Annotated in this window: 22 protein-coding genes; all 22 read right to left on the bottom strand. The window is 69.2% G+C overall.

Annotation, left to right across the window (positions count from 1 at the left end; translation table 11 throughout):
* Positions 1 to 9 precede the first annotated feature (9 nt).
* The 22 genes from rpsS to AB0N84_RS02225 all read right to left on the bottom strand — a co-directional run bounded on the left by rpsS (position 10) and on the right by AB0N84_RS02225 (position 20,382).
* Positions 10 to 291 (bottom strand): 30S ribosomal protein S19, encoded by a 282-nt coding sequence (gene rpsS / locus AB0N84_RS02330; protein ID WP_017885529.1) that lies wholly within the window; start codon positions 289 to 291, stop codon positions 10 to 12.
* Between the two features lie 11 nt (positions 292 to 302).
* Positions 303 to 1,142 carry a 50S ribosomal protein L2 gene (rplB, locus tag AB0N84_RS02325; protein WP_065960035.1) on the bottom strand — a complete coding sequence of 280 codons (840 nt, stop codon included), beginning with the start codon at positions 1,140 to 1,142 and terminating at the stop codon, positions 303 to 305.
* Positions 1,143 to 1,161: 19 nt separating this feature from the next.
* Positions 1,162 to 1,461: a 50S ribosomal protein L23 gene (gene rplW, locus AB0N84_RS02320; protein ID WP_065960036.1), complete on the bottom strand. Its 300-nt coding sequence runs from the start codon at positions 1,459 to 1,461 to the stop codon at positions 1,162 to 1,164.
* Entirely contained in the window at positions 1,458 to 2,117 is a 660-nt protein-coding gene (gene rplD / locus AB0N84_RS02315; protein WP_182045389.1) for a 50S ribosomal protein L4, read from the bottom strand. Before rplD ends, rplW begins: the two co-directional genes overlap by 4 nt.
* Before the next feature lie 2 nt (positions 2,118 to 2,119).
* Positions 2,120 to 2,773, bottom strand: a complete 654-nt coding sequence (gene rplC, locus AB0N84_RS02310; protein ID WP_022906340.1) for a 50S ribosomal protein L3 — start codon at positions 2,771 to 2,773, stop codon at positions 2,120 to 2,122.
* Between the two features lie 13 nt (positions 2,774 to 2,786).
* The gene (rpsJ, locus tag AB0N84_RS02305) at positions 2,787 to 3,095 is read right to left on the bottom strand and encodes a 30S ribosomal protein S10 (protein ID WP_022903286.1); all 309 of its coding nucleotides are present in this window, start codon (positions 3,093 to 3,095) and stop codon (positions 2,787 to 2,789) included.
* A 591-nt stretch (positions 3,096 to 3,686) separates the two neighbouring features.
* On the bottom strand, positions 3,687 to 4,499 hold the full coding sequence (locus tag AB0N84_RS02300; protein WP_182045388.1) for a DarT ssDNA thymidine ADP-ribosyltransferase family protein: 813 nt from the start codon (positions 4,497 to 4,499) through the stop codon (positions 3,687 to 3,689).
* Between the two features lie 82 nt (positions 4,500 to 4,581).
* The gene (locus tag AB0N84_RS02295; protein WP_220456165.1) at positions 4,582 to 5,562 is read right to left on the bottom strand and encodes a DNA topoisomerase IB; all 981 of its coding nucleotides are present in this window, start codon (positions 5,560 to 5,562) and stop codon (positions 4,582 to 4,584) included.
* A 107-nt stretch (positions 5,563 to 5,669) separates the two neighbouring features.
* Positions 5,670 to 6,857: an elongation factor Tu gene (tuf, locus tag AB0N84_RS02290; RefSeq protein WP_069712802.1), complete on the bottom strand. Its 1,188-nt coding sequence runs from the start codon at positions 6,855 to 6,857 to the stop codon at positions 5,670 to 5,672.
* 135 nt (positions 6,858 to 6,992) lie between these two features.
* A complete protein-coding gene (fusA, locus tag AB0N84_RS02285; protein WP_069712801.1) occupies positions 6,993 to 9,107 on the bottom strand; it encodes an elongation factor G in 2,115 nt (704 codons plus the stop codon).
* 102 nt (positions 9,108 to 9,209) lie between these two features.
* On the bottom strand, positions 9,210 to 9,680 hold the full coding sequence (gene rpsG / locus AB0N84_RS02280; protein ID WP_058742332.1) for a 30S ribosomal protein S7: 471 nt from the start codon (positions 9,678 to 9,680) through the stop codon (positions 9,210 to 9,212).
* 5 nt (positions 9,681 to 9,685) lie between these two features.
* Positions 9,686 to 10,054 (bottom strand): 30S ribosomal protein S12, encoded by a 369-nt coding sequence (gene rpsL / locus AB0N84_RS02275; RefSeq protein ID WP_058728453.1) that lies wholly within the window; start codon positions 10,052 to 10,054, stop codon positions 9,686 to 9,688.
* A gap of 344 nt (positions 10,055 to 10,398) precedes the next feature.
* Complete coding sequence (locus tag AB0N84_RS02270) at positions 10,399 to 11,535, bottom strand: hypothetical protein (RefSeq protein ID WP_363543505.1); 1,137 nt, start codon at positions 11,533 to 11,535, stop codon at positions 10,399 to 10,401.
* Between the two features lie 156 nt (positions 11,536 to 11,691).
* Positions 11,692 to 12,147, bottom strand: a complete 456-nt coding sequence (locus AB0N84_RS02265; protein ID WP_363543503.1) for a DUF6121 family protein — start codon at positions 12,145 to 12,147, stop codon at positions 11,692 to 11,694.
* A gap of 106 nt (positions 12,148 to 12,253) precedes the next feature.
* Positions 12,254 to 12,832: a hypothetical protein gene (locus AB0N84_RS02260; protein ID WP_363543501.1), complete on the bottom strand. Its 579-nt coding sequence runs from the start codon at positions 12,830 to 12,832 to the stop codon at positions 12,254 to 12,256.
* A 175-nt stretch (positions 12,833 to 13,007) separates the two neighbouring features.
* A complete protein-coding gene (pilO, locus tag AB0N84_RS02255; RefSeq protein WP_363543499.1) occupies positions 13,008 to 13,721 on the bottom strand; it encodes a type 4a pilus biogenesis protein PilO in 714 nt (237 codons plus the stop codon).
* 22 nt (positions 13,722 to 13,743) lie between these two features.
* Positions 13,744 to 14,517 carry a hypothetical protein gene (locus AB0N84_RS02250; RefSeq protein WP_363543497.1) on the bottom strand — a complete coding sequence of 258 codons (774 nt, stop codon included), beginning with the start codon at positions 14,515 to 14,517 and terminating at the stop codon, positions 13,744 to 13,746.
* Positions 14,514 to 15,566, bottom strand: coding sequence for a type IV pilus assembly protein PilM (gene pilM, locus AB0N84_RS02245; protein ID WP_363543495.1), 1,053 nt, complete (start codon positions 15,564 to 15,566; stop codon positions 14,514 to 14,516). Before pilM ends, AB0N84_RS02250 begins: the two co-directional genes overlap by 4 nt.
* 85 nt (positions 15,567 to 15,651) lie before the next feature.
* Complete coding sequence (locus tag AB0N84_RS02240) at positions 15,652 to 16,494, bottom strand: prepilin peptidase (protein ID WP_363543493.1); 843 nt, start codon at positions 16,492 to 16,494, stop codon at positions 15,652 to 15,654.
* Positions 16,491 to 18,293: a hypothetical protein gene (locus tag AB0N84_RS02235; protein WP_363543492.1), complete on the bottom strand. Its 1,803-nt coding sequence runs from the start codon at positions 18,291 to 18,293 to the stop codon at positions 16,491 to 16,493. The genes AB0N84_RS02240 and AB0N84_RS02235 overlap by 4 nt, the downstream gene beginning before the upstream one ends.
* Entirely contained in the window at positions 18,290 to 18,982 is a 693-nt protein-coding gene (locus AB0N84_RS02230) for a prepilin-type N-terminal cleavage/methylation domain-containing protein (protein ID WP_363543490.1), read from the bottom strand. The genes AB0N84_RS02235 and AB0N84_RS02230 overlap by 4 nt, the downstream gene beginning before the upstream one ends.
* Positions 18,979 to 20,382, bottom strand: a complete 1,404-nt coding sequence (locus AB0N84_RS02225) for a type II secretion system protein (RefSeq protein ID WP_363543488.1) — start codon at positions 20,380 to 20,382, stop codon at positions 18,979 to 18,981. Before AB0N84_RS02225 ends, AB0N84_RS02230 begins: the two co-directional genes overlap by 4 nt.
* Positions 20,383 to 20,454 lie beyond the last annotated feature (72 nt).

Here is a 20,454-nt window from a genome sequence, read left to right as displayed (position 1 = left end):
GTCCCCGCGTTAGCGGCGACGGCCCTTCTTGTCGTCCTTCACGTGACCACGGAAGGTGCGGGTCGGCGCGAACTCGCCGAGCTTGTGACCGACCATCGACTCGGTGACGAACACCGGGATGTGCTTGCGGCCGTCGTGCACGGCGATCGTGTGTCCGAGCATGTTCGGGACGATCATCGAGCGACGCGACCAGGTGCGGATCACGTTCTTGGTGTTGGCCTCGTTCTGCGTGACGACCTTGCGGAGCAGGTGCTCGTCGACGAAGGGGCCCTTCTTCAGACTGCGTGGCATCTTCTGAACTCCTACTTGCGCTTCTTGCCGGCGTTACGGCGACGGACGATGAGCTTGTCGCTCGGCTTGTTCGACTTGCGCGTGCGACCCTCGGCCTGGCCCCAGGGGCTGACCGGGTGACGACCACCGGACGTCTTGCCCTCACCACCACCGTGCGGGTGGTCGACCGGGTTCATCGCGACACCACGCACGGTCGGGCGGACGCCCTTCCAGCGCATGCGGCCGGCCTTGCCCCAGTTGATGTTGGACTGCTCGGCGTTGCCGACCTCGCCGATGGTGGCGCGGCAGCGGGCGTCGACGTTGCGGACCTCGCCCGACGGCAGGCGGAGCTGCGCGTAGGGGCCGTCCTTCGCGACGAGACGCACCGAGGCGCCGGCCGAACGCGCCATCTTCGCGCCGCCACCGGGACGGAGCTCGATGGCGTGGATGACCGTACCCACGGGGATGTTGCGCAGCGGCAGGTTGTTGCCGGGCTTGATGTCGGCGCCGGGGCCCTGCTCGATGACGTCGCCCTGCTTGAGCTTGTTCGGCGCGATGATGTAACGCTTCGTGCCGTCCACGTAGTGCAGGAGGGCGATGCGCGCGGTGCGGTTCGGGTCGTACTCGATGTGTGCGACCTTGGCGTCCACGCCGTCCTTGTCGTGACGACGGAAGTCGATCACGCGGTACTGGCGCTTGTGGCCACCACCGATGTGACGCGTGGTGATGCGGCCCGAGCTGTTGCGGCCACCGGTCTTCGGCAGCGGACGAAGCAGCGACTTCTCCGGCGTCGAACGGGTGATCTCAGCGAAGTCGGCGACCGACGAGCCGCGACGACCAGGGGTCGTCGGCTTGTAGTTACGAATAGCCATGATTAATCCCTTAAGGTCCTCAGCCGACAGCCGTGAAGATGTCGATCGAACCGGACTTGAGCGTCACGATGGCACGCTTGGTGTCCTTGCGCTTGCCCATGCCGAACTTGGTGCGGCGGGTCTTGCCCGGGCGGTTCAGCGTGTTGATGCTCGCGACCTTGACGTCGAAGATCTTCTCGATGGCGAGCTTGATCTCGGTCTTGTTCGAGCGGGGGTCCACGATGAACGTGTACTTGCCCTGGTCGATCAGGCCGTAGCTCTTCTCCGAGACGACCGGCGAGATGATGATGTCGCGCGGGTCCTTGTTGAAGCCGCTCATGCGGAGATCTCCTTCGCGGTCTTCGACGCGATGAAGGCGTCGAGTGCGCTCTTGCTGAAGACGAGGGCGTCGGCCTTGAGCACGTCGTAGGCGTTGAGCTGGCCGTACGACAGCGCGTGGACGTTCGCCAGGTTGCGGACCGACTTGAGCGTCAGCTCGTCGTCCGACTCGAGCACGACGAGCACGTGCTTGACGGGCGCGACCTTCTCGATGAGCGTCCGGGCGGTCTTGGTCGACGGCACCTCGGCCGCGACGAAGGACTCCACCGCGGAGATGCGGCCACCGCGGGCGCGGTCCGAGAGCGAGCCGAGCAGGGCTGCGGCGATCATCTTCTTCGGGGTGCGCTGCGAGTAGTCGCGCGGGGTCGGTCCGTGGACGACGCCACCGCCGGTGTGCTCCGGAGCGCGGACCGAACCCTGACGGGAGCGGCCGGTGCCCTTCTGCTTGAACGGCTTGCGACCGGCACCGCGGACCTCGCCGCGGTTCTTGGTCTTGTGCGTGCCCTGACGCGCGGCGGCGAGCTGCGCGGTGACGACCTGGTGGATCAGCGGGACGTTCGTCTCGACGTCGAAGAGCTCGGCGGGCAGCTCGATGCTGCCGGCGACGGCTCCGGTCGCGTCGAGGACGTCGATCGTGGTTGCGGTCTCGGTGGCCATGATCACTTACCCTTCACGGCGGTGCGGACGAAGACGGAGCGGCCACGAGCACCGGGGACGGCGCCCTTGACGAGCAGCAGACCCTTCTCGGCGTCGACGGCGTGCACCGTGAGGTTGAGGACGGTCACACGCTCGCCACCCATGCGACCGGCCATGCGCATGCCCTTGAAGACACGCGACGGGGTCGACGAAGCACCGATCGAACCGGGCTTGCGGTGGTTGCGGTGGGCACCGTGCGAAGCGGACACACCGGCGAAGCCGTGGCGCTTCATGACACCGGCGAAGCCCTTGCCCTTCGACGTCCCGACGACGTCGACCTTCTGGCCGGCCTCGAAGGTGTCGACGGTGAGCTCCTGGCCGAGGCTGTACTCGGCGGAGTCGTTGGTGCGGATCTCGGTGAGGGTGCGACGCGGGGTCACACCGGCAGCCTCGAAGTGGCCGGCGGCCGGCTTGTTCACCTTGCGCGGGTCGATGGCGCCGGCGGCGATCTGGATCGCCTCGTAGCCGTCGCGCTCGACGTTGCGGATCTGGGTGACCACGTTCGGGCCGACCTCGATCACGGTGACGGGGATGAACTTGTTGTTCTCGTCCCACACCTGGGTCATCCCGAGCTTCTTGCCGAGGAGGCCCTTGACGGTCTTGGTTGAGTTCGCCATTGGTCGGTCCCCCTTACAGCTTGATCTCGATGTTGACGTCGGCCGGGAGGTCGAGTCGCATGAGCGAGTCGACGGCCTTCGGCGTCGGGTCGACGATGTCGATGACCCGCTTGTGCGTGCGCTTCTCGAAGTGCTCGCGCGAGTCCTTGTACTTGTGAGGGGAACGGATCACGGTGACCACGTTCTTCTCGGTGGGGAGCGGCACCGGGCCGACCACGGTCGCACCGGCACGGGTCACCGTGTCGACGATCTTCCGGGCCGACGTGTCGATGACCTCGTGGTCGTACGACTTGAGCCGGATGCGGATCTTCTGTCCCGCCATGTGTCTCTCTGTCCTCTCTGCGCCGCGCACCCTCGGGCCGCCTGACGCCGCCGTCACCGTGCATTCCTGCAGGGCTTGGCTGTTTTCCTGAACCAACCGGCCGCATCCTCGGGGGATGACCGCTGTTCTCCTGTCAACCGCGCAGGGCGACCGTGGCCGTCCAGCGTGGGCATGTCGCTTCCCCCGCACCCGGACACAGCAGTGGCCAGGCGCTCACGAGGGACTCGATCGTGTTCTGCTGCCTGCGGCCCAACCCAGCTCCGCTGGACGGAGGGGTTGTGCACTGCCAGAGCAGTGATCCTGCGCGCGCGAACGCCCGCGGAATTCGGAACCGGACAAGTCTCGCACAGGCACGGCCATCCGTGCAACCCGGGCGTGTCGCGGTCCGGTGGGACCCCGGACCGCCCCGCTTCCCCGGAACCACGCGGTTCCGCCGGCCTGGAGGCCCGGGCCACCCCGGGCGCGTCGGCTGCGGTCGCCGAGGCGGTCGGCTGGGGCGGATCCAGCCCGCTCGGCGGAGCACCGTGGGACGGAACGTGCCCGCTCGGCGAGGCCGGGCGGGCACGGTGTCGGTTCCGGAACGGTCCGGGGTCAGAACTCCTCGGAGAGCGGCGGCACGAACCACGGCGGGAACACGGCGACGCGCGGCGCGTGCCCACGGTGCTCGGCCAGGAGTGCCTTGACCTGCTGCCGGACGCGGTCGTTCGGCACACCGACCACGGCGACCGAGGAGAACGGCACGCTCGGGCCCGCGAGGAGCTCGAGGTCGTGCATCTCCGGGTCGGTGAAGTCGGTCCGGCGGATCAGGTTCGTCGCCGCATCCGGGCCGACGGCGAAGCGCACGTCCTCGGCCTCGGCGTCCTGGTCGGCGACGATGACGGACGCCCCGAACGCCGTCACCGGCACGACGAGCACGACGTACTCGGTCGCGCGGGTGCGGCGGGCGGCGTCCGACCACCGCTCCCCCTCCGCACCGTGGCGGAGCTCGTCCCACCGGGTCGCGTCGGGCGACAGGGTGAACGGGACGTGCCCGGAGACGGGGCCACCGTCGGGAGCGGACGCCTCGGCACGGGCGGTCCGCGTGGCGGTGGAGCTGACGTCGACGACCGGGGTGGCCGTGTCGGCCGCCAGGATCACGCCGTCGGTGACGATGGACGCCAGGTTGTCGACGTGCGTGGCGTGGTGCGCGCGGAGCGACGCCCACACGCGGGGCTCGGGCAGCTCGGGCGCGGCCGGTGACCGCAGGGACGAGGAGCCCCGGGGCGGCGCGGGGGTCGAGCGCAGGTCGGTGGTGATCCGGGTCCGGCGCGGAGCCGGGGTGGAGGTCGCAGGCACCTCGGCCTGACGGGGGGAACAGATGTCGCAGAGCTCGGTGGGGAAACCGTGGATGCACTCGTCGGTCACGACTGGGAGGGGTCCTTCCGTGCCCGTGTGGGGGTGGTCGGGCACGGTGACCAACCGTACGTCATCTCCCGCCTCCCCGCGGTCACTGTCGGTAGAGCAGGGCACGGACCTCGGACTCGGCCGCGTGCAGCCGCTCCGGGTCGATGGTCTCGCCGTGCTCGTAGGCATCGAGCAGGCGCGGGTCGATGTAGCTCTGGCGGCACACCGTCGGCGTGTTCCCGAGCTCCTCGCTCGCGGCCTTGACGGCGTGGGACACCGCCTTCTTGCGCTTGGCCTGGGTCGGCTGCGGCCCGGTCTTCGCCAGGTCGACCGCCGCGGAGACGGTCCCGTGCAGCGTCCGGAAGTCCTTCGCGGTGAACTCGTCACCGGCGCGCTCCTTCACGTACTCGTTGATGTCCTCGGCCGCCAGCGGCTCCCACTCCGCGCCACGCTCGGCCCGGAACGACAGCAGCCGGGCGTTGGGCCCGCGCCGCTTCATGCCGGCGATCACGCGGGCCAGGTCGTGGTCGTGGATCGTCGAGGACCACTCCTGCCCGCTCTTGCCGGGGAAGTCGAGCTCGATGTCGTCGCCGGACACGTGCGCGTGCGCACAGAGCAGCGTGGAGAGTCCGCGGCTGCCGTGCTCGGTGGCGTACCGCTCCGAGCCGACCCGCAGCGACCCCTGGTCGAGCATGCGGAAGGCGGCCGCGAGTGCACGGCGGCGGTCGGGCTCCGGCCGGCGGAGGTCCTGCGTCACCATGCGGCGCGCCGACGGCAGCGACTCCGCGAGGGCGAGCGCTCGGTCGTACTTGATCCGGTCCATGCGCTCGCGCCAGCCCGGGTGGTACATGTACTGCCGCCGACCGGCACCGTCGATGCCCGTCGCCAGGATGTGCCCGTTGTCGTACGGCGAGATCCACACGTCGTCCCACGCGGGAGGGATGACCAGCTCGTCGAGTTTGTGCCGGACCTCCTTGTCGGCGACGGTGGCGCCGTCCGGGTCGCGGTACGAGAACCCCTTGCCGCTGCGGACACGGTGGTACCCACGGCCGTTGGTCGCGGAGCGGCGGAGACGAGTCACCATGACGATGGTGCCCGGTCGCACCTGTGACCGACCCCCGGGAACGACGAAGCGGGGCCGAGCCCGAAGGCCCGACCCCGCTGACGCAGTGTCTTCCGGAGAACCGGGAGTTACTTGACGATCTCCTCGACCGTACCGGCGCCGACCGTACGACCACCCTCACGGATGGCGAAGCGGAGGCCGGCCTCCATGGCGATCGGCTGGATCAGCTCGACCGACATGGCGACGGTGTCGCCGGGCATGACCATCTCGGTGCCCTCGGGCAGCGTGATGACGCCGGTGACGTCCGTGGTGCGGAAGTAGAACTGCGGACGGTAGTTCGCGTAGAACGGGTTGTGACGACCGCCCTCTTCCTTGGTCAGGATGTACGCGTTCGCCTTGAACTCGGTGTGCGGCGTGACCGAACCGGGCTTGACGACGACCTGGCCGCGCTCCACGTCCTCGCGCTTGAGGCCACGGATGAGCAGACCGGTGTTGTCGCCGGCCTCGGCCTTGTCGAGCAGCTTGCGGAACATCTCGATGCCCGTGACCGTGGTCTTCTGCGTCGGGCGGATGCCGACGATCTCGACCTCGGAGTTCAGGTCGAGCGTGCCACGCTCGACACGACCGGTGACGACCGTGCCACGACCGGTGATCGTGAAGACGTCCTCGATCGGCATGAGGAAGGGCTGGTCGGTGGCGCGCACCGGGTCCGGCACGTTCTCGTCGACGGCGGACATCAGGTCCTGGACGGACTTGACCCACTTGTCGTCGCCCTCGAGCGCCTTGAGCGCCGAGACCTGCACGACGGGGGCGTCCTCGTCGAACTCCTGCGAGCCGAGGAGCTCACGGACCTCGAGCTCGACGAGCTCCAGGATCTCCTCGTCGTCCACCATGTCGGACTTGTTCAGCGCGACGACGATGTAGGGGACACCGACCTGGCGGGCGAGCAGGACGTGCTCACGCGTCTGGGGCATCGGGCCGTCGGTGGCGGCGACCACGAGGATCGCGCCGTCCATCTGGGCCGCACCGGTGATCATGTTCTTCACGTAGTCGGCGTGACCAGGAGCGTCGACGTGCGCGTAGTGGCGCTTCTCCGTCTGGTACTCGACGTGCGAGATGTTGATCGTGATGCCGCGGTCGCGCTCCTCGGGAGCGCTGTCGATCTGAGCGAAGTCACGGGCCTCGTTGAGGTCCGGGTACTGGTCGTGCAGAACCTTGGTGATCGCCGCCGTGAGCGTGGTCTTGCCGTGGTCGACGTGACCGATGGTTCCGATGTTGACGTGCGGCTTGGTCCGCTCGAACTTGGCCTTGGCCACTGTGGGTCCTCCTCAGGACTCGGAGAGCATGCCCCCGGTACTCGACCGTTGGCGTGCAGGGTGTGTGTCTAACTGTACTTGGTGGCGAGGGGCCCGTCGCCGGGCACCCTCGCCTGTGGAGAGAACGCCGGAGCGTTACTCTCCGCTGTTCTTCGCGATGATCTCCTCGGCGACCTTGGCCGGGACCTGGCTGTAGGTCTCGAAGGTCATCGAGTAGACCGCACGACCAGAGGTCTTGGACCGGAGGTCCCCGACGTAGCCGAACATCTCGGACAGCGGAACGCTCGCGCGGACCACCTTGACGCCCGAGGCGTCCTCCATCGAGGCGATCTGGCCACGACGGGAGTTGAGGTCACCGATGACGTCGCCCATGTACTCCTCGGGAGTACGCACCTCGACGGCCATGATCGGCTCGAGGATGGCGGGACCGGCCTTGCGGGCGGCCTCCTTGTAGGCGATCGAACCGGCGATCTTGAACGCCATCTCGGACGAGTCGACGTCGTGCGCCGCGCCGTCCTTGAGGATGGCCTTCACGCCGACGGTCGGGTAGCCCGCGAGGATGCCGACCTGCATGGCGTCCTGGATACCGGCGTCGACCGACGGGATGTACTCACGCGGGACGCGACCACCGGTGACGGCGTTCTCGAACTCGTAGACCTTCTCGGCCGTGACTTCCATCGGCTCGAGGGCGATCTGCACCTTCGCGAACTGGCCGGAACCACCGGTCTGCTTCTTGTGCGTGTAGTCGTAGCGCTCGACGACCTTGGTCAGCGTCTCGCGGTAGGCCACCTGCGGCTTGCCGACGCTGGCCTCGACCTTGAACTCGCGCTTCATGCGGTCGACGAGGATGTCGAGGTGGAGCTCGCCCATGCCCTTGATCGTCGTCTGACCGGTCTCGGCGTTGAGCTCGACGCGGAACGTCGGGTCCTCTTCGGCGAGCTTCTGGATGGCCGTGGAGAGCTTCTCCTGGTCGGCCTTCGTGTTCGGCTCGATGGCGACCTCGATGACCGGCTCCGGGAACGTCATCGACTCGAGGACGACCTGGTCCGACGGGTCGCACAGGGTGTCACCGGTGGTGGTGTCCTTGAGACCGATGACCGCGTAGATGTGGCCGGCGGTCACGTTGTCGACCGGGTTCTCCTTGTTGGAGTGCATCTGGAAGATCTTGCCGATGCGCTCCTTCTTGCCCTTGGTCGAGTTGATGACCTGGGCACCGGACTCGATCGAGCCGGAGTACACGCGGACGTAGGTCAGACGACCGAAGAAGGGGTGCACCGCGACCTTGAACGCCAGGGCCGAGAACGGCTCGGTGGCGTCGGGCTTGCGGATGATCTCCTTCTCCTCGTCCTTGACGTCGTGGCCGATCATCGGCGGCACGTCGAGCGGGGACGGGAGGTAGTCGATGACCGCGTCGAGCATCGGCTGGACGCCGCGGTTCTTGAAGGCCGACCCACAGAGGACGGGGTAGACCTCGGAGGCGATCGTGAGCTTGCGGATCGCGCCCTTGATCTCGTCCTTCGAGAGCTCCTCGCCACCGAAGAACTTCTCGAGCAGGGCGTCGTCGGTCTCGGCGACGCGCTCGATCAGCTTCGCGCGGTACTCCTCGGCGCGGTCCTTGAGGTCCGCGGGGATCTCCTGGACCTCGTACTGGGCGCCCATGGTGACGTCACCCTTGGCATCGCCCGGCCAGACCTTGGCGTGCATCTCGATGAGGTCGACGATCCCGACGAAGTCGTTCTCGGCACCGATCGGGAGCTGGAGCACGAGCGGCTCCGCACCCAGGCGGTTCACGATCGTGTCGACGGTGAAGTAGAAGTCGGCACCGAGCTTGTCCATCTTGTTGACGAAGCAGATGCGCGGGACGTCGTACTTGTCCGCCTGACGCCACACGGTCTCGGACTGGGGCTCGACGCCCTCCTTGCCGTCGAACACGGCGACCGCACCGTCGAGGACGCGGAGCGAGCGCTCCACCTCGACCGTGAAGTCCACGTGACCGGGGGTGTCGATGATGTTGATCTGGTTGTTGTCCCAGAAGCAGGTCGTCGCGGCCGACGTGATCGTGATGCCGCGCTCCTGCTCCTGCGCCATCCAGTCCATCGTCGCGGCGCCGTCGTGCACCTCACCGATCTTGTGCGTGATGCCCGTGTAGAACAGGATGCGCTCGGTGGTCGTGGTCTTGCCGGCATCGATGTGCGCCATGATGCCGATGTTGCGGACCTTGTTCAGGTCGGTGAGCACGTCCTGTGCCACAGGTTCCTCCGGAAGAGTTGTAGGAGAGGTTGGCGGCCGGGCGGGCGCCGACGGTTCATGACCGCCGACGCCCGACCGGTGCCGGGACGACCAGCGCCGGACTTACCAGCGGTAGTGCGCGAAGGCCTTGTTCGACTCGGCCATCTTGTGCGTGTCCTCGCGGCGCTTGACCGCGGCACCGAGACCGTTCGACGCGTCGAGGATCTCGTTCATGAGACGCTCGGTCATCGTCTTCTCGCGACGGGCCTTGGCGTAGGAGGTCAGCCAGCGGAGCGCGAGGGTGTTCGCGCGGTGCGGCTTGACCTCGACCGGGACCTGGTAGGTCGAGCCACCGACGCGGCGGCTGCGGACCTCGAGGGTCGGACGGACGTTGTCGAGCGCCTTCTTCAGCGTCGCGACGGCGTCCTGCTGGTTCTTGGCGGTGACACCCTCGAGTGCATCGTAGACGATGCGCTCGGCGAGGCCCTTCTTGCCGTCCAGGAGGATCTTGTTGACGAGCTGCGAGACGATCGGCGCGCCGTACACCGGGTCGGCGACGACGGGACGCTTCGGGGCGGGACCCTTACGAGGCATCTACCTCAACCCTTCTTCGCGCCGTAGCGGCTGCGAGCCTGCTTACGGTTCTTGACGGCCTGGGTGTCCAGGGCACCACGGATGATCTTGTAACGCACACCGGGGAGGTCCTTCACACGACCGCCGCGGACGAGCACCATCGAGTGCTCCTGCAGGTTGTGGCCCTCACCGGGGATGTAGGCCGTGACCTCGGTGCCGTTCGAGAGCTTGACACGAGCGACCTTGCGCAGGGCCGAGTTCGGCTTCTTGGGGGTGGTGGTGTAGACGCGGGTGCAGACACCACGCTGCTGGGGGTTCGCCTTCAGTGCCGGCGCCTTGGTCTTGACGACCTTGGGCGTGCGACCCTTGCGAACGAGCTGCTGGATGGTAGGCAACTGTTCTCCTGGTTCTTCGCTCGTGCTCTGGCCGACGCGGTCCGTCGGCTTCCTCATCCCACGCTGATCACCGCCTGACGGCGGAGGAGAGACGGTGGGATGGATGGACCCCGGTACGGTCTCGTCGAGGTCGACGAGCGTGGGCCGGGATTCCGGGCGCGCCCGAGGGCGCACACCCGGTAGAGACTACCCGCGTCACAGGGCGAAATCAATCCGGGCGCGTCGCCCGTGGAGGCCCGTGGTGACGCCACGGGCGGACACCCACCCGGTGCGGGCGGGCCGACCCCCGACGGGCGACCGGCGACCCCCGACCGGTGAGCGACGTGCGGCGACCACCGACCGGCTCAGGACCCCGAGTCGGACGCGCCGTTGCCGATCGCCGACTGGAACGTGGCGCCGGAGTCGGAGAAGCCCGAGATGTACCCGCTGGCGTTGACGTTCATCGGTCCGGCCGAGGCGGTGCCCACGCCACCCGGTCCCGAGATGTCCGCGGTGTAGGTCGCCCGGCCCGCCTTCGTGGTCGAGACCGCCCAGCCACGTGCCAGCCAGCCGCCGACCGTCACCTCCGGTCGCTGCTCGAGGGACCACTTCTGGTTCGAGTAGGTGTACGCGGGGTCCTCGCCGTAGGCGTAGAAGCTGCACCCCGCGGGCGCCGCATCCGTCGACGCGACGCACCCGTCCACCCAGCGATCGACGGCCTGCTGCGCGGCCTGCTGCCCCGCGTCGGTGAGCGACGTGGTCATCGCCACCGGCGCGGACCCCGCCGCACCGAAGCCGGCCACCCGCGCCGAGCCGTCCTCGGCCGTGAACCACTTCCCGCCGTCGACCGTGACCGGGTAGGTCCCGGGCAGTGCCGCGAGCCGGGCGGTTCCGTCGCGGGAGGTCTCCACGCGCTCCCCCGCGACCTCGACCGCGGTGCTCGCCGGCCCCTCGACCGACACCTCGACCCGACCGAGCTCCGGCGCCTCGAGCTGCCACACCGGGAAGACGCCCCAGTCGGTGTCCGTCCGGTCGAGCGTGAAGGTCGTCGGCACGTCACGCCCGTCCTGCCGCAGCACCGCCTGGACCGTCGCGGTGTCGCCGTCCGTCCGCGTTCCCGCGATGCGGTACCCGGTCACGTGGTCCGAGGCCTTCGCGTACGCCGCGTCGGTGAGCAGGACGTCCTGGTCGTCGTGGTCGATCCCCGCCGCGTCGAGGGCGTCGGTCACCCGACCCGCCGTCAGGTCGTCGAGGAAGGCCCGGACCGGCCGGTCCGCGGCGTGCGACGACGACTGCACGGTCCACCCGACGACACCGGTCACGGCGAGCAGGAGCACGACCGCGCCACCCGCGACGATGCCGACGAGCGTGCGCCGACGCAGTCGCCGGCGGGGCCGACCGGTCGCCGCGGGGGTCGGGACGGGGGCCGCGGGCTCGCGGGTGCCGCGGATGCCGTCGACGTGCGGGACCGCGGCCCACCCGTCCGGATGCTGGTCGGTCATGGGTCCCCCGTCGTGCTGCGTGCCTGCTCCGGGATCCTACCGCCGGCGGGGGTTCCGGTCCGGTGGCGAGGGGTCGCCGGTCGGCGCGGGATCGCCGGTCGGCGCCGGATCGCCGCTCGGGCGCGGAGTTCGCCGGTCAGGCGCGGAGTTCGCCGGTCAGGCGCGGTCGTGGTCCGGAGCCGTCCCCGCGGTCGACGTGTCCCGGGCCTGGTGCCGCGCGGCCGCGATCCCGCCGACGACGCACAGGAGCGCGACCACCACGGAGCCGACCACGAACGGGCTGAGGGCGGAGCCCGCGGGGAAGACGAGCAGCTCCGTGCCGTCGCCCCGGACGATCGCGTACCCGATGGACCCGACGCCGAGCATGACGAGGTACGTGCCGGCGGCGGCGACGAGGCCCGTCACGCCGGGGTTCCCCTCGCGGATGCCGGCGGCCGTGGCCAGGAACACGACCACCCCGGCGCCGACCACCATCGCGGGGCCGAGGTAGGGGCTCGCGTCGGGCTGCGGGATGGCCTCGACGTCGGCGAGCAGGGCCTCGAAGCCCGTCACGGCGATGACGAGCGCGATGAAGAGCACGGACGTCATCGTCGCCACCAGCCATCGGGACATGGCACGAGCGTACTGCCGGCGGGGGCGTGCGGGCCGGACGCCGCGGTCGGTCGCCCGTTCGCTGGCGCTGCTGCCCCGCCAGCGCGCTGGCTTGCTGGCTTGCTGGTCAGCGCTGCGCGGCGTCCTCGCGCTCGGGTGTCGGTTCCGGGTGCTCTTGCGTCCCGTGCTCCGCGTGCTGCTGCGCGGCGGCCACGAGCGCGAGCGCGATCGTCGCCGTGATCACGGGGACGGACTCGGTCATCGGTGCGGCCGGGGCGGCAACGGCGTCGGTGTCGGTGACGGCCTGGAGGCGCGGCGCGGACCCGGCGATGTCGGTCACCTCCGCCTCGTGGTCGCGGAGTGCGGGGCCCACCACCGGCAGGACCGCGGTCGTCGCCGGCGGCTCGGTGTGCAGGACGACGTGCTCGGCAGCCGCGGGCACCTGCGTCGCACCCTCCCTGGTCAAGCGACGGGCTCGCGCCATCTTCACCAGGACGACGACCGCGATCACGGCCCAGACGCCGTTGACGATCGTCGACGGGATCGCGTGGTGCGCCGCGACGTTGATCGCCACGGACAGCCCGCCCACGAGGTTGAGCACCTGGTACAGCGGCCCGTTCGGGATCTTGCCCAGCGAGAAGAGCAGGTAACCTGCGAGAACGGTTACGGCACCGAACCAGCCGAGGAACTCCACGATTCCGACCAACACGCGCGACTCCGGGCACGACGAGGAACGGCCGTCCTGAGGCGACCGTCCGAGAGGGAGGTGAGCAGCCGCGAGTGCGGCGTCGGCAGCATCGTAGGCACACCGACGGGTGTCGCGGAAGTGGGTGCGGCGTGGCGCGGCGCACCCACTTCGCGGGGTGGTGTCCGGGGCGGTGTCAGCCCGCGGTGGGGGCGGCCGTGGCGGTGGCCGACGAGCTGTCCGAGAGCACGTAGACGTAGCCGCCGAAGTTCCAGGTCGTGGACGACGTCTCCGTCGATTCCGTACTCGGCTCCGAGGCCGAGGACGTGATGGAGTTGACGAGGAACAGCCGCTTCATGTCCTGCACCTCCGAGGCGAAGGCGAGCGCCTCGGCGAAGGAACCGTCGACCGAGATCGCCACCGGGATGACCGTGAAGTTCGCGGCGGTGATCTTCGGGTCGGTGGTCACGCCGGGTGCCGCGGGAGTCGCCGAGGCGCTCGGGGACGGGGTGCTGGTCGGCGAGGCCGAGGCTTCCGACGTGGCGGTCGTCGTCGCCGGCACCGCCGCATCGGCCGGGGTCGGTGGCGTGTACGCGACTGCGTCCGAGGTCGTGATCGCCGACACCATGACCCCAGCGGCCGCAGCAGCTGCGTCGACCTGGTCGTAGAACGCAGGCATGCGGCTCGATGCCGGTACCGACTCCTCGAGTTCCCGGAGCTCGGACCGCATCTGCGGCAGGGCCTTCGCCTGCTCGCGCAGCCGCGCCAGCTCGGCCGCTGTCGTGTCGTTGGTGGTCTCGACCGACGCCTGCCGGTCCTTGTCGTCTGCTGCTCGCGCGAGCTGCGGCTGGACGCCGACGAAGAAGCCGACGGCCGCGACGACGACCATCGCCAGGACTGCCAACACCATGTGGAGACGGTTCCGGGTCACGTCACTCACCCTTCTTCTGGACGTACTTGCCGTCGAACGCGTCCTCGTCGACGTGGATGGTCATGTTGACCGTGTACTTCGTGCCGGAGTCGTCGAGGGTGACGGAGTTCACGGTCGCGTCCACGTACCCCGTGAGGGACTTGACGGAGTCGAGCCACGCCGGGACCGACGGGAGCGTCGTGCTGACGGCGTCCAGTGTCAGCGTCCCGACACGCTCGCCCTGCAGCGGCGAGGCCGGCTGTGCGTAGGGCGCGATGGCCGATGCGGAGTCGACCGAGACCCCGTTGATCACGACCCCCTCGGGGAGCGACGTGCGCACAGCCGTGAGGTACGGTCCCCAGGCGATCTCCGTGGCGCCGCCGACCTTCTGCCCGGCCTCGAGCAGGGAGGTGGACGATTCGGCCTTCCGGACGTCCGTGTACTGCGTCTGCTGCTGGAGGAGCGCCGCGGTCTGGCCCTCCGCGTTGGCCAGTTCGGTCGCCGCGCTCGAAGCGGCGATGGATGCACCACCGACCCCGATCGCAACGACCGCAGCGACCGCGCCGACGCCCGCCCACAGGCGCTTGACGATGCGGCGCTCACGACGGTCGACCAGCACCTCGGAGGGCAGCAGGTCCGCGCGCGGCGCGGCGCCGAGGAGCGGGCCCGACGACGCGGCACGACCGGCCTGCCGCCTCGACTGCTCGACAGCTCCCTCCGTGATCTGCTTCCCACGCCCGCTCAGCACGCGGAGGCCCTCGCCGAAGCGCGGCTGTCGGATCTTTGCTTCGCTCATGCTGCTCGTCCTCCAGCGGCGAGACCCCACGCGACCGCGATGGCAGGGCCGTGGACCTCGATGTCCTCGGCACGGACCGACTTGGCGAACGCCGCCCCGGCGAAGGGGTTGCCCATCCGCACGGGGAGCCGCGTCGCATCGGACAGTGCTTCGGCGAACCCGGGGAGGACGGCCGCCCCGCCGAGGAGCACGACCTCGGAGACGGGTTCCGAGGGGTGGGTGTTGACGAAGTAGTTCACGGTGTTGCGGAGACTGGCGAGGAGCTCGCTCACGGTCTCCCGCACGGCGGTCACGGCGAGCGCATCGTCCGGCGTCTTCGCACGCAGTGGGAGCATGCCGAGGTGCCGCTTGACCGACTCCGCCGCGAGTTCCGACACCTCGAGACGAGCAGCCAGCGAGCGCGTGAGATCGCTCCCGCCGGTCGGGACGATCCGGACGAACTTGGGTACACCGTCCGTGACGATGACGACCGTCGTGGTGTTCCCGCCGCACTCCACGATCGCGGTGGTCCCGCTCGAGGTCCCCTTCGCGAGCGTCCGAGCGATCGCGAACGGGATGAGGTCGACCCCCACCGGGTTGAGCCCGGCCATCTGGACGGCCCGGACGTTGGCCAGCACGGCGTCCTTGACGGCTGCGACGAGCAGGCCGCTGACCGTCGGACCGTTGTCGCCCGTCTCCTCCGAGGTGGGGTAGAAGTCGAGGATCGCGTCGCCGACGGGGACGGGGAGCATCTCCTGCACCTGGAAGGGCAGCGACTCGCGGATCTGCGCGATGGGCGCCTTGGGGACCGTCAGGTCCCTCGAGAGGACACGCTGGTTCCCCATGCCGAGCACGACGTCGCGCGATCGGAACTTGCCGATCGACCACAGCTGCTTCAGGGCACCGGCCACGGTGTTGGGTTCGACGACCTCGCCCTGCCGAGTGGCCCCTTCCGGGACCGGGACCTCGGCGAAACGGACGATGACCGGCATCGGTCGGTCGGGGTCCTGGACCTCGACCGCGCGGATCGTCGTCGCACCGATGTCGACGCCGACGGTGCTCTTCGCCATTGGAGGTTCCTTCCGTGTCCGCTGCGAGGGTCGCTTCGGAGTTCGAGTGTTCGCCCGGCGGGGCAGGGACAGGGGCAGACGCGGATCAGGGGAAGCCGAGCAACCCGACGTACCCGTCCCAGAGGGGCGCCCCGAGCGTGATGCCGATCCAGGCACCACCGAGCATCCACGGGCCGAAGGGGATCCCGGTCCGTCGTCCGGTCCGCCGGACGACCATCAGGACGATGGCGAACGTACCGCCCAGCAGGAACGCGGCGAAAGAACCCACTGCGAGGGGTCCCCATCCGAGGTACGCCGTCGCGAGGCCGAGGACGCCCGCGAGCTTGACGTCGCCGAACCCCATGCCACCCGGAACGAGGAGGGCGAGCGTCAGGTACACCGCAGCGAGCAGGACTGCGCCGACGAGACCGCGGAGCAGCGCTCCCCAGTCACCGCTCAGCGCGGACGCGGCGCTGAACAGCACCGCGAGCACGAGGAACGCCGGGAGGACGAGCACGTTCGGGAGACGGTGCGTGTCGATGTCGATGAGCGCGAGGGCCACGCTGGTCGCCATGAAGTAGGAGTAGGCGACGATCAGCACGATCACGGCCCCGGTCGGGCCGGTGACGCCGCTGACCGGAGAGAAGCGGGAATCGCTGAGGAACAGCGCCACCGCGGCGAAGAGAACTGCCGTGCCGGCCTCCACGAGCGGGTACCGTGCGGCGATCGCGGTCCCGCAGTCCCGACAGCGGCCGCCCAGCAGCAGCCACGAGACCACCGGGACGTTGTCGCGGCGTCGGATGGCGTGACCGCACCCCGGACACGCGCTCGCCGGTCGTACGACCGACAGGCCGGCCGGCACGCGGTGGACGACCACGTTGAGGAACGATCCGATCGCCAGGCCGAAGACTCCGGCCGCCGCCGTCAGGACGGGGACCAACGCGGTCACACGCAGTTCCCGTTCACGCGGGCGCAGACGCCGCTCACGACGTACGCGGGACTGACCTCGCCGATGGAGGTGATGCCGTACGTCGTGGTCACGGGATTGAGGAACTTCGGCGGTGCCGTGTGCTTGAGTCGTGCGTCGTACACGTAGTTCTTCACGTACCCGTTTCCACCGGTGTTGACGACACCGCGGAACTTCTGCGCGATCGCACCCACGATCTTCAGCGTGCCCCGCGAGCCGCCGTAGTTGCTGTTCTGCACCTGCACCGTGTGAGCCGCCGAGATCATGGCCGCATCGATCTCCCGTCCGTTGTTCTGCAGCAGCGACGTGTAGCAACGCTGGCTCCCCTGCCAGCCACAGGCGGAGGAGTTCATCGGGTTCCACACCTGGATGGCGTTGGTCGCCGAGAGGCCCAGGACGTCGGAACTGCTGTCGGCGTAGGTGACGTCCCCGGTCACGTAGATGTAGTTCTCGGCAGCGACCGTCACCTTCCCCTGCAACACGCCCTTGACGAACGCGTCCCCGGAGCGGCTTCCGTAGCTGCACGGGCTGGCGCTGACGACGTTCTCGTTCTGGGCCGGGTAGCCGACGCCGTTCTCGGTGTTGCAGGCCGTACGGAGTCGAGACTCGGGGACGCTGTTCTTGTCGGAGGTCGCCGACGGGACGTTCTGCACGTAGATCAGGTTGTTGTCCGGGACGGCGACCGTCGCCCCGGCGGCGGAGCCCAGTTGCCCGTTCGCCGTGCCCGGCAACCCGCAGCCGTTGGTGTTGCTCCCGGATGTGGCGCCGTCACCGGCCGTCTCGGTGAAGCTCGTGTAGGGCGACTTGACCGTCATGGTGCCGTTCGCGTTGAACACGATGTTCGTGGGCCCCGTGTAGAGACAGCCCGCCTGCCGTCCGACGCCCTGGTCCGAACGCGTCGCGGACTTCTGCGCCGCGTTGGTCGCGGGCATGTCGATCGTGGACGTGAAGCCTGGCTGCGTGACCCCCGGAGCGAACTGCTGACCGGTGCAGCTCCCGCCGTACGAGTTCAGCCGGCTGTACCGCAGCCCGGTGGCGCGCGGGTTCGACGTCGTCACCTGGCCCGTGAACGTTGCGTCACAGATGCGCATCGTGTCGTTCGAGTGCGCAGGACCATCGATGGTGTCGTTGCCGCCGAAGGCGATCTCGCCACACAGGTTCGAGCCGTACGCGGCGACCGGTCGCCCCTGCCACGCGTACTTCACGCAGTCTGTCGCGCTCGCGCCCGTCATGACCGGATCCTGGATCTCGTAGTCGGTGAAGTAGAGGAAGTCGACGAACCCCTGCTGACGGACACTCGCCACCACCGACCGAACGGCACTGCCGACCTTCCCGGTCGACCGGATGCGGACGATCCCGCTGCTGTAGTACTTCGACGAGTCCACCTCGTAGCGGTACTGGGCGCGTCCGTCCCCGCCCTGCACGGTCGCCCAGTCTCCGTCCGCTCCCGTCCCGAACGCCTTGTTGGCGGCACCGCCGGCGGGCAGGGTCAGCAGGGCCGCGCTCGAGGCGCTGAAGGGCGCGGCAGGATTGCCGTACTGGGTGTAGCCGGTGTCGTTCGACAGCCTGGCCTCGTAGTCCTGGACACCCGCGTAGGCCGCGCTCAGGGCGCTGTTCCAGTCAGCGTCGGTGACGGACTTGCGGATCCCTGACGTCGCCACGGCGACCGCACTGGCGACCATGAAGACGATGACCGTCCCGAAGACCACCGCGATGGCGAGCGCCATCCCACGGTCGTCGTCGAGACCGTCGAGGCGCAGACGTCGACGCAACCAGATCACGGTGTGTTCCCTTGGGTGAGGTCGAGCAGGTTCGGCAGGCCGATGCTGCTCTGCAGGACGATGCCGTTCTGCAGCGTGCTCCGGCTGTTGGCCACGGAGAGGGTGACGGTCACCGTGCTGATCCGGCCCCGTTGGTCCGCGGTGAGTCCTGCTGGGGTCGGCGGCACGAGCTCGGTACCGGTCGAGTCGAAGTAGGTGAAGAGCGGGGACGAGCCGGACGGCGCGGGATCGACGCCGTCCACCAGGCGGGACGACGACCGAGCACCGTCAAAGACGAAGTAGGTGCCGACCGCACGTCCGGCGGTCACCGTCTCGACCAGGGTCCCGCCGGTGACCGAGAAGGATGCGAGCTGCGGTACGGCATCGCGGCCCGTCGCGACGAGGGTCGAGACGGTCAGGGCATCGGCGGCCGCAGCACTGAAGGCAGGCGTGTCGGCTGCGTTCGCCACAGGGTTGTCGGCAGCGGCGCGGAGCTTCCGGCTGAGTTCGTTCATGCCGTTCTGTGCCGACCGCGTGTTCTGGTCACGCGCCGCGGCGAACGTGGTCGCCCGCGTGATGGAGACGAACGTCCCGCCGACGATGACCAGCAGCACCGTGAACAGACTCATGGCGACGAGGAGCTCCGACATCGTGATGCCGCGGTCGTCACGCTGGACGCGCCGGAGCGCACGCCGCAGCCGGCCGGTCACGGCGCCACCCGGGGATCGAGGGTCACGTAACCGAGGACACCGAGGATGATGCCGCCGCTGTTCCGTACGGTGACGGCCGCTGCACCACTGGTCGAGGAACGCTGACTCGTGATCGTCCACGAGCCGTACGGGAGAGCGACCTGGACGTCGGTGCTCCCGCTCCCGCTCGTCGCGTTCCGACTGAAGGTGAGGGTCTGCGGCACCTTGCACCCGGGATCGCCGCTCGACACCGGAGCGAGACGAGCGGTGATGATCGTGTCGGACTTCGCGATCGAGATCGTCGCGACCCCCATCGGCACGTTCGCGGTGGTGGCGCTGACGCCGATCCCGCCGACGGCGGGCTTCCCGACACGGCCGTCGGAAGCGGTCGGCCATGTGGTGGGGTCCGTCGAGAGGCAGCTCTTCGTGTTGGTCGAGCCGTCCGGCAGCTGGGTGTTCGAGTCGTACGGACCGGCGTAGACCGTGTACCCGCCGGTGATCGGGCTGAGGTATTGCGGAGACGCGGCACCCGTCGTCGTGGACGTTCCGTACGTGCTGACGAACGACGTCGTGAGGTTGGACGGCAGCAGCACCGACCCCGAGCCGTTGCTCGCGTAGTTCATGCGCACGGCGATGGCGGGGTCGTAGGTGAACGAGGCACCGCTCGACTGCCCTTCCTTGACCACGACCGTCTTCGTCGGTGACGCCTGCTGGTCCTGGTCCCGGTACTGCTGACCGTTCGACGGAGCGAGGGTCACCGTGTACGTCCCCGGCTGGACCTTGACCGCCACCGTGCACCCGTCGCCGTTCGTGGTCGTCGGCTGGACCGTCAGTGGCTGCGCGGTGTTGTTCGGCACGTCGGTGGCGGGGCTGACGGTGGCCACGATGCCCGCCGTGCCGCCGGAACCGGTCACGGACTGCACCGAGACGAGCACGGTGCCGAGACTCGGGTCGTTGATCTTGCTCGTCGGGGCGAGCGCGGTGTCCTGGAACACCGGCGCTGCAGAACCCATGCCCGTCCACGTGACCTTGATGTGGACCTGCAGGAAGAGGAGTTGTGCTGCGGTACCCGTCGCTGCGGCGTTGCAACGGTTCGAGGTCCCGTTCGTGTATTGCCAGTCGAGCGTCCGGGTGACCGTGTAAGCACGGCCGTTGACCGCGGGACGCTCGGTCTGCCCGGACATCGTGACGATGTTCTGCTGCGCTTCGACCCGGGCGTCGTCGATCGCGGCGGACGCCAGGTTCGTGGCAGCGCTGCGTGCGGAGTTGTCAGAGCTGATCCGCAGGGTGGTCGCGATGCCCACCAGGGCGCCGCTCACGATGATCGCGAAGACGATCATGGCGGTGATCACCTCGACGAGCGTCATCCCGCGGTCGTCCCGCCGGACCGCGTCGAGGAACCGGGCACTGCTTCGTCGCACGGATCCACTCCTTCCGGGTCGGCGGCACTGAGGGGAGAGACACGGCAAGGGGCCCCGCGCCAGTCGCTGCGA

This window comes from Curtobacterium sp. NPDC089185 (genome assembly GCF_040685235.1).
Lineage (GTDB): Bacteria > Actinomycetota > Actinomycetes > Actinomycetales > Microbacteriaceae > Curtobacterium > Curtobacterium citri.
The sequence above is the reverse complement of the archived record's forward strand: the minus strand, read 5'-3'. Positions and strand labels throughout refer to the sequence as shown.

Coding starts and splice junctions, on each gene's coding strand:
- rpsS (WP_017885529.1), bottom strand. CDS start 291: ATGCCACGCAGTCTGAAGAAGGGCCCCTTCGTCGACGAGCACCTGCTC.
- rplB (WP_065960035.1), bottom strand. CDS start 1,142: ATGGCTATTCGTAACTACAAGCCGACGACCCCTGGTCGTCGCGGCTCG.
- rplW (WP_065960036.1), bottom strand. CDS start 1,461: ATGAGCGGCTTCAACAAGGACCCGCGCGACATCATCATCTCGCCGGTC.
- rplD (WP_182045389.1), bottom strand. CDS start 2,117: ATGGCCACCGAGACCGCAACCACGATCGACGTCCTCGACGCGACCGGA.
- rplC (WP_022906340.1), bottom strand. CDS start 2,773: ATGGCGAACTCAACCAAGACCGTCAAGGGCCTCCTCGGCAAGAAGCTC.
- rpsJ (WP_022903286.1), bottom strand. CDS start 3,095: ATGGCGGGACAGAAGATCCGCATCCGGCTCAAGTCGTACGACCACGAG.
- AB0N84_RS02295 (WP_220456165.1), bottom strand. CDS start 5,562: ATGGTGACTCGTCTCCGCCGCTCCGCGACCAACGGCCGTGGGTACCAC.
- rpsG (WP_058742332.1), bottom strand. CDS start 9,680: ATGCCTCGTAAGGGTCCCGCCCCGAAGCGTCCCGTCGTCGCCGACCCG.
- AB0N84_RS02270 (WP_363543505.1), bottom strand. CDS start 11,535: ATGACCGACCAGCATCCGGACGGGTGGGCCGCGGTCCCGCACGTCGAC.
- AB0N84_RS02265 (WP_363543503.1), bottom strand. CDS start 12,147: ATGTCCCGATGGCTGGTGGCGACGATGACGTCCGTGCTCTTCATCGCG.
- pilO (WP_363543499.1), bottom strand. CDS start 13,721: ATGGTGTTGGCAGTCCTGGCGATGGTCGTCGTCGCGGCCGTCGGCTTC.
- AB0N84_RS02250 (WP_363543497.1), bottom strand. CDS start 14,517: ATGAGCGAAGCAAAGATCCGACAGCCGCGCTTCGGCGAGGGCCTCCGC.
- pilM (WP_363543495.1), bottom strand. CDS start 15,566: ATGGCGAAGAGCACCGTCGGCGTCGACATCGGTGCGACGACGATCCGC.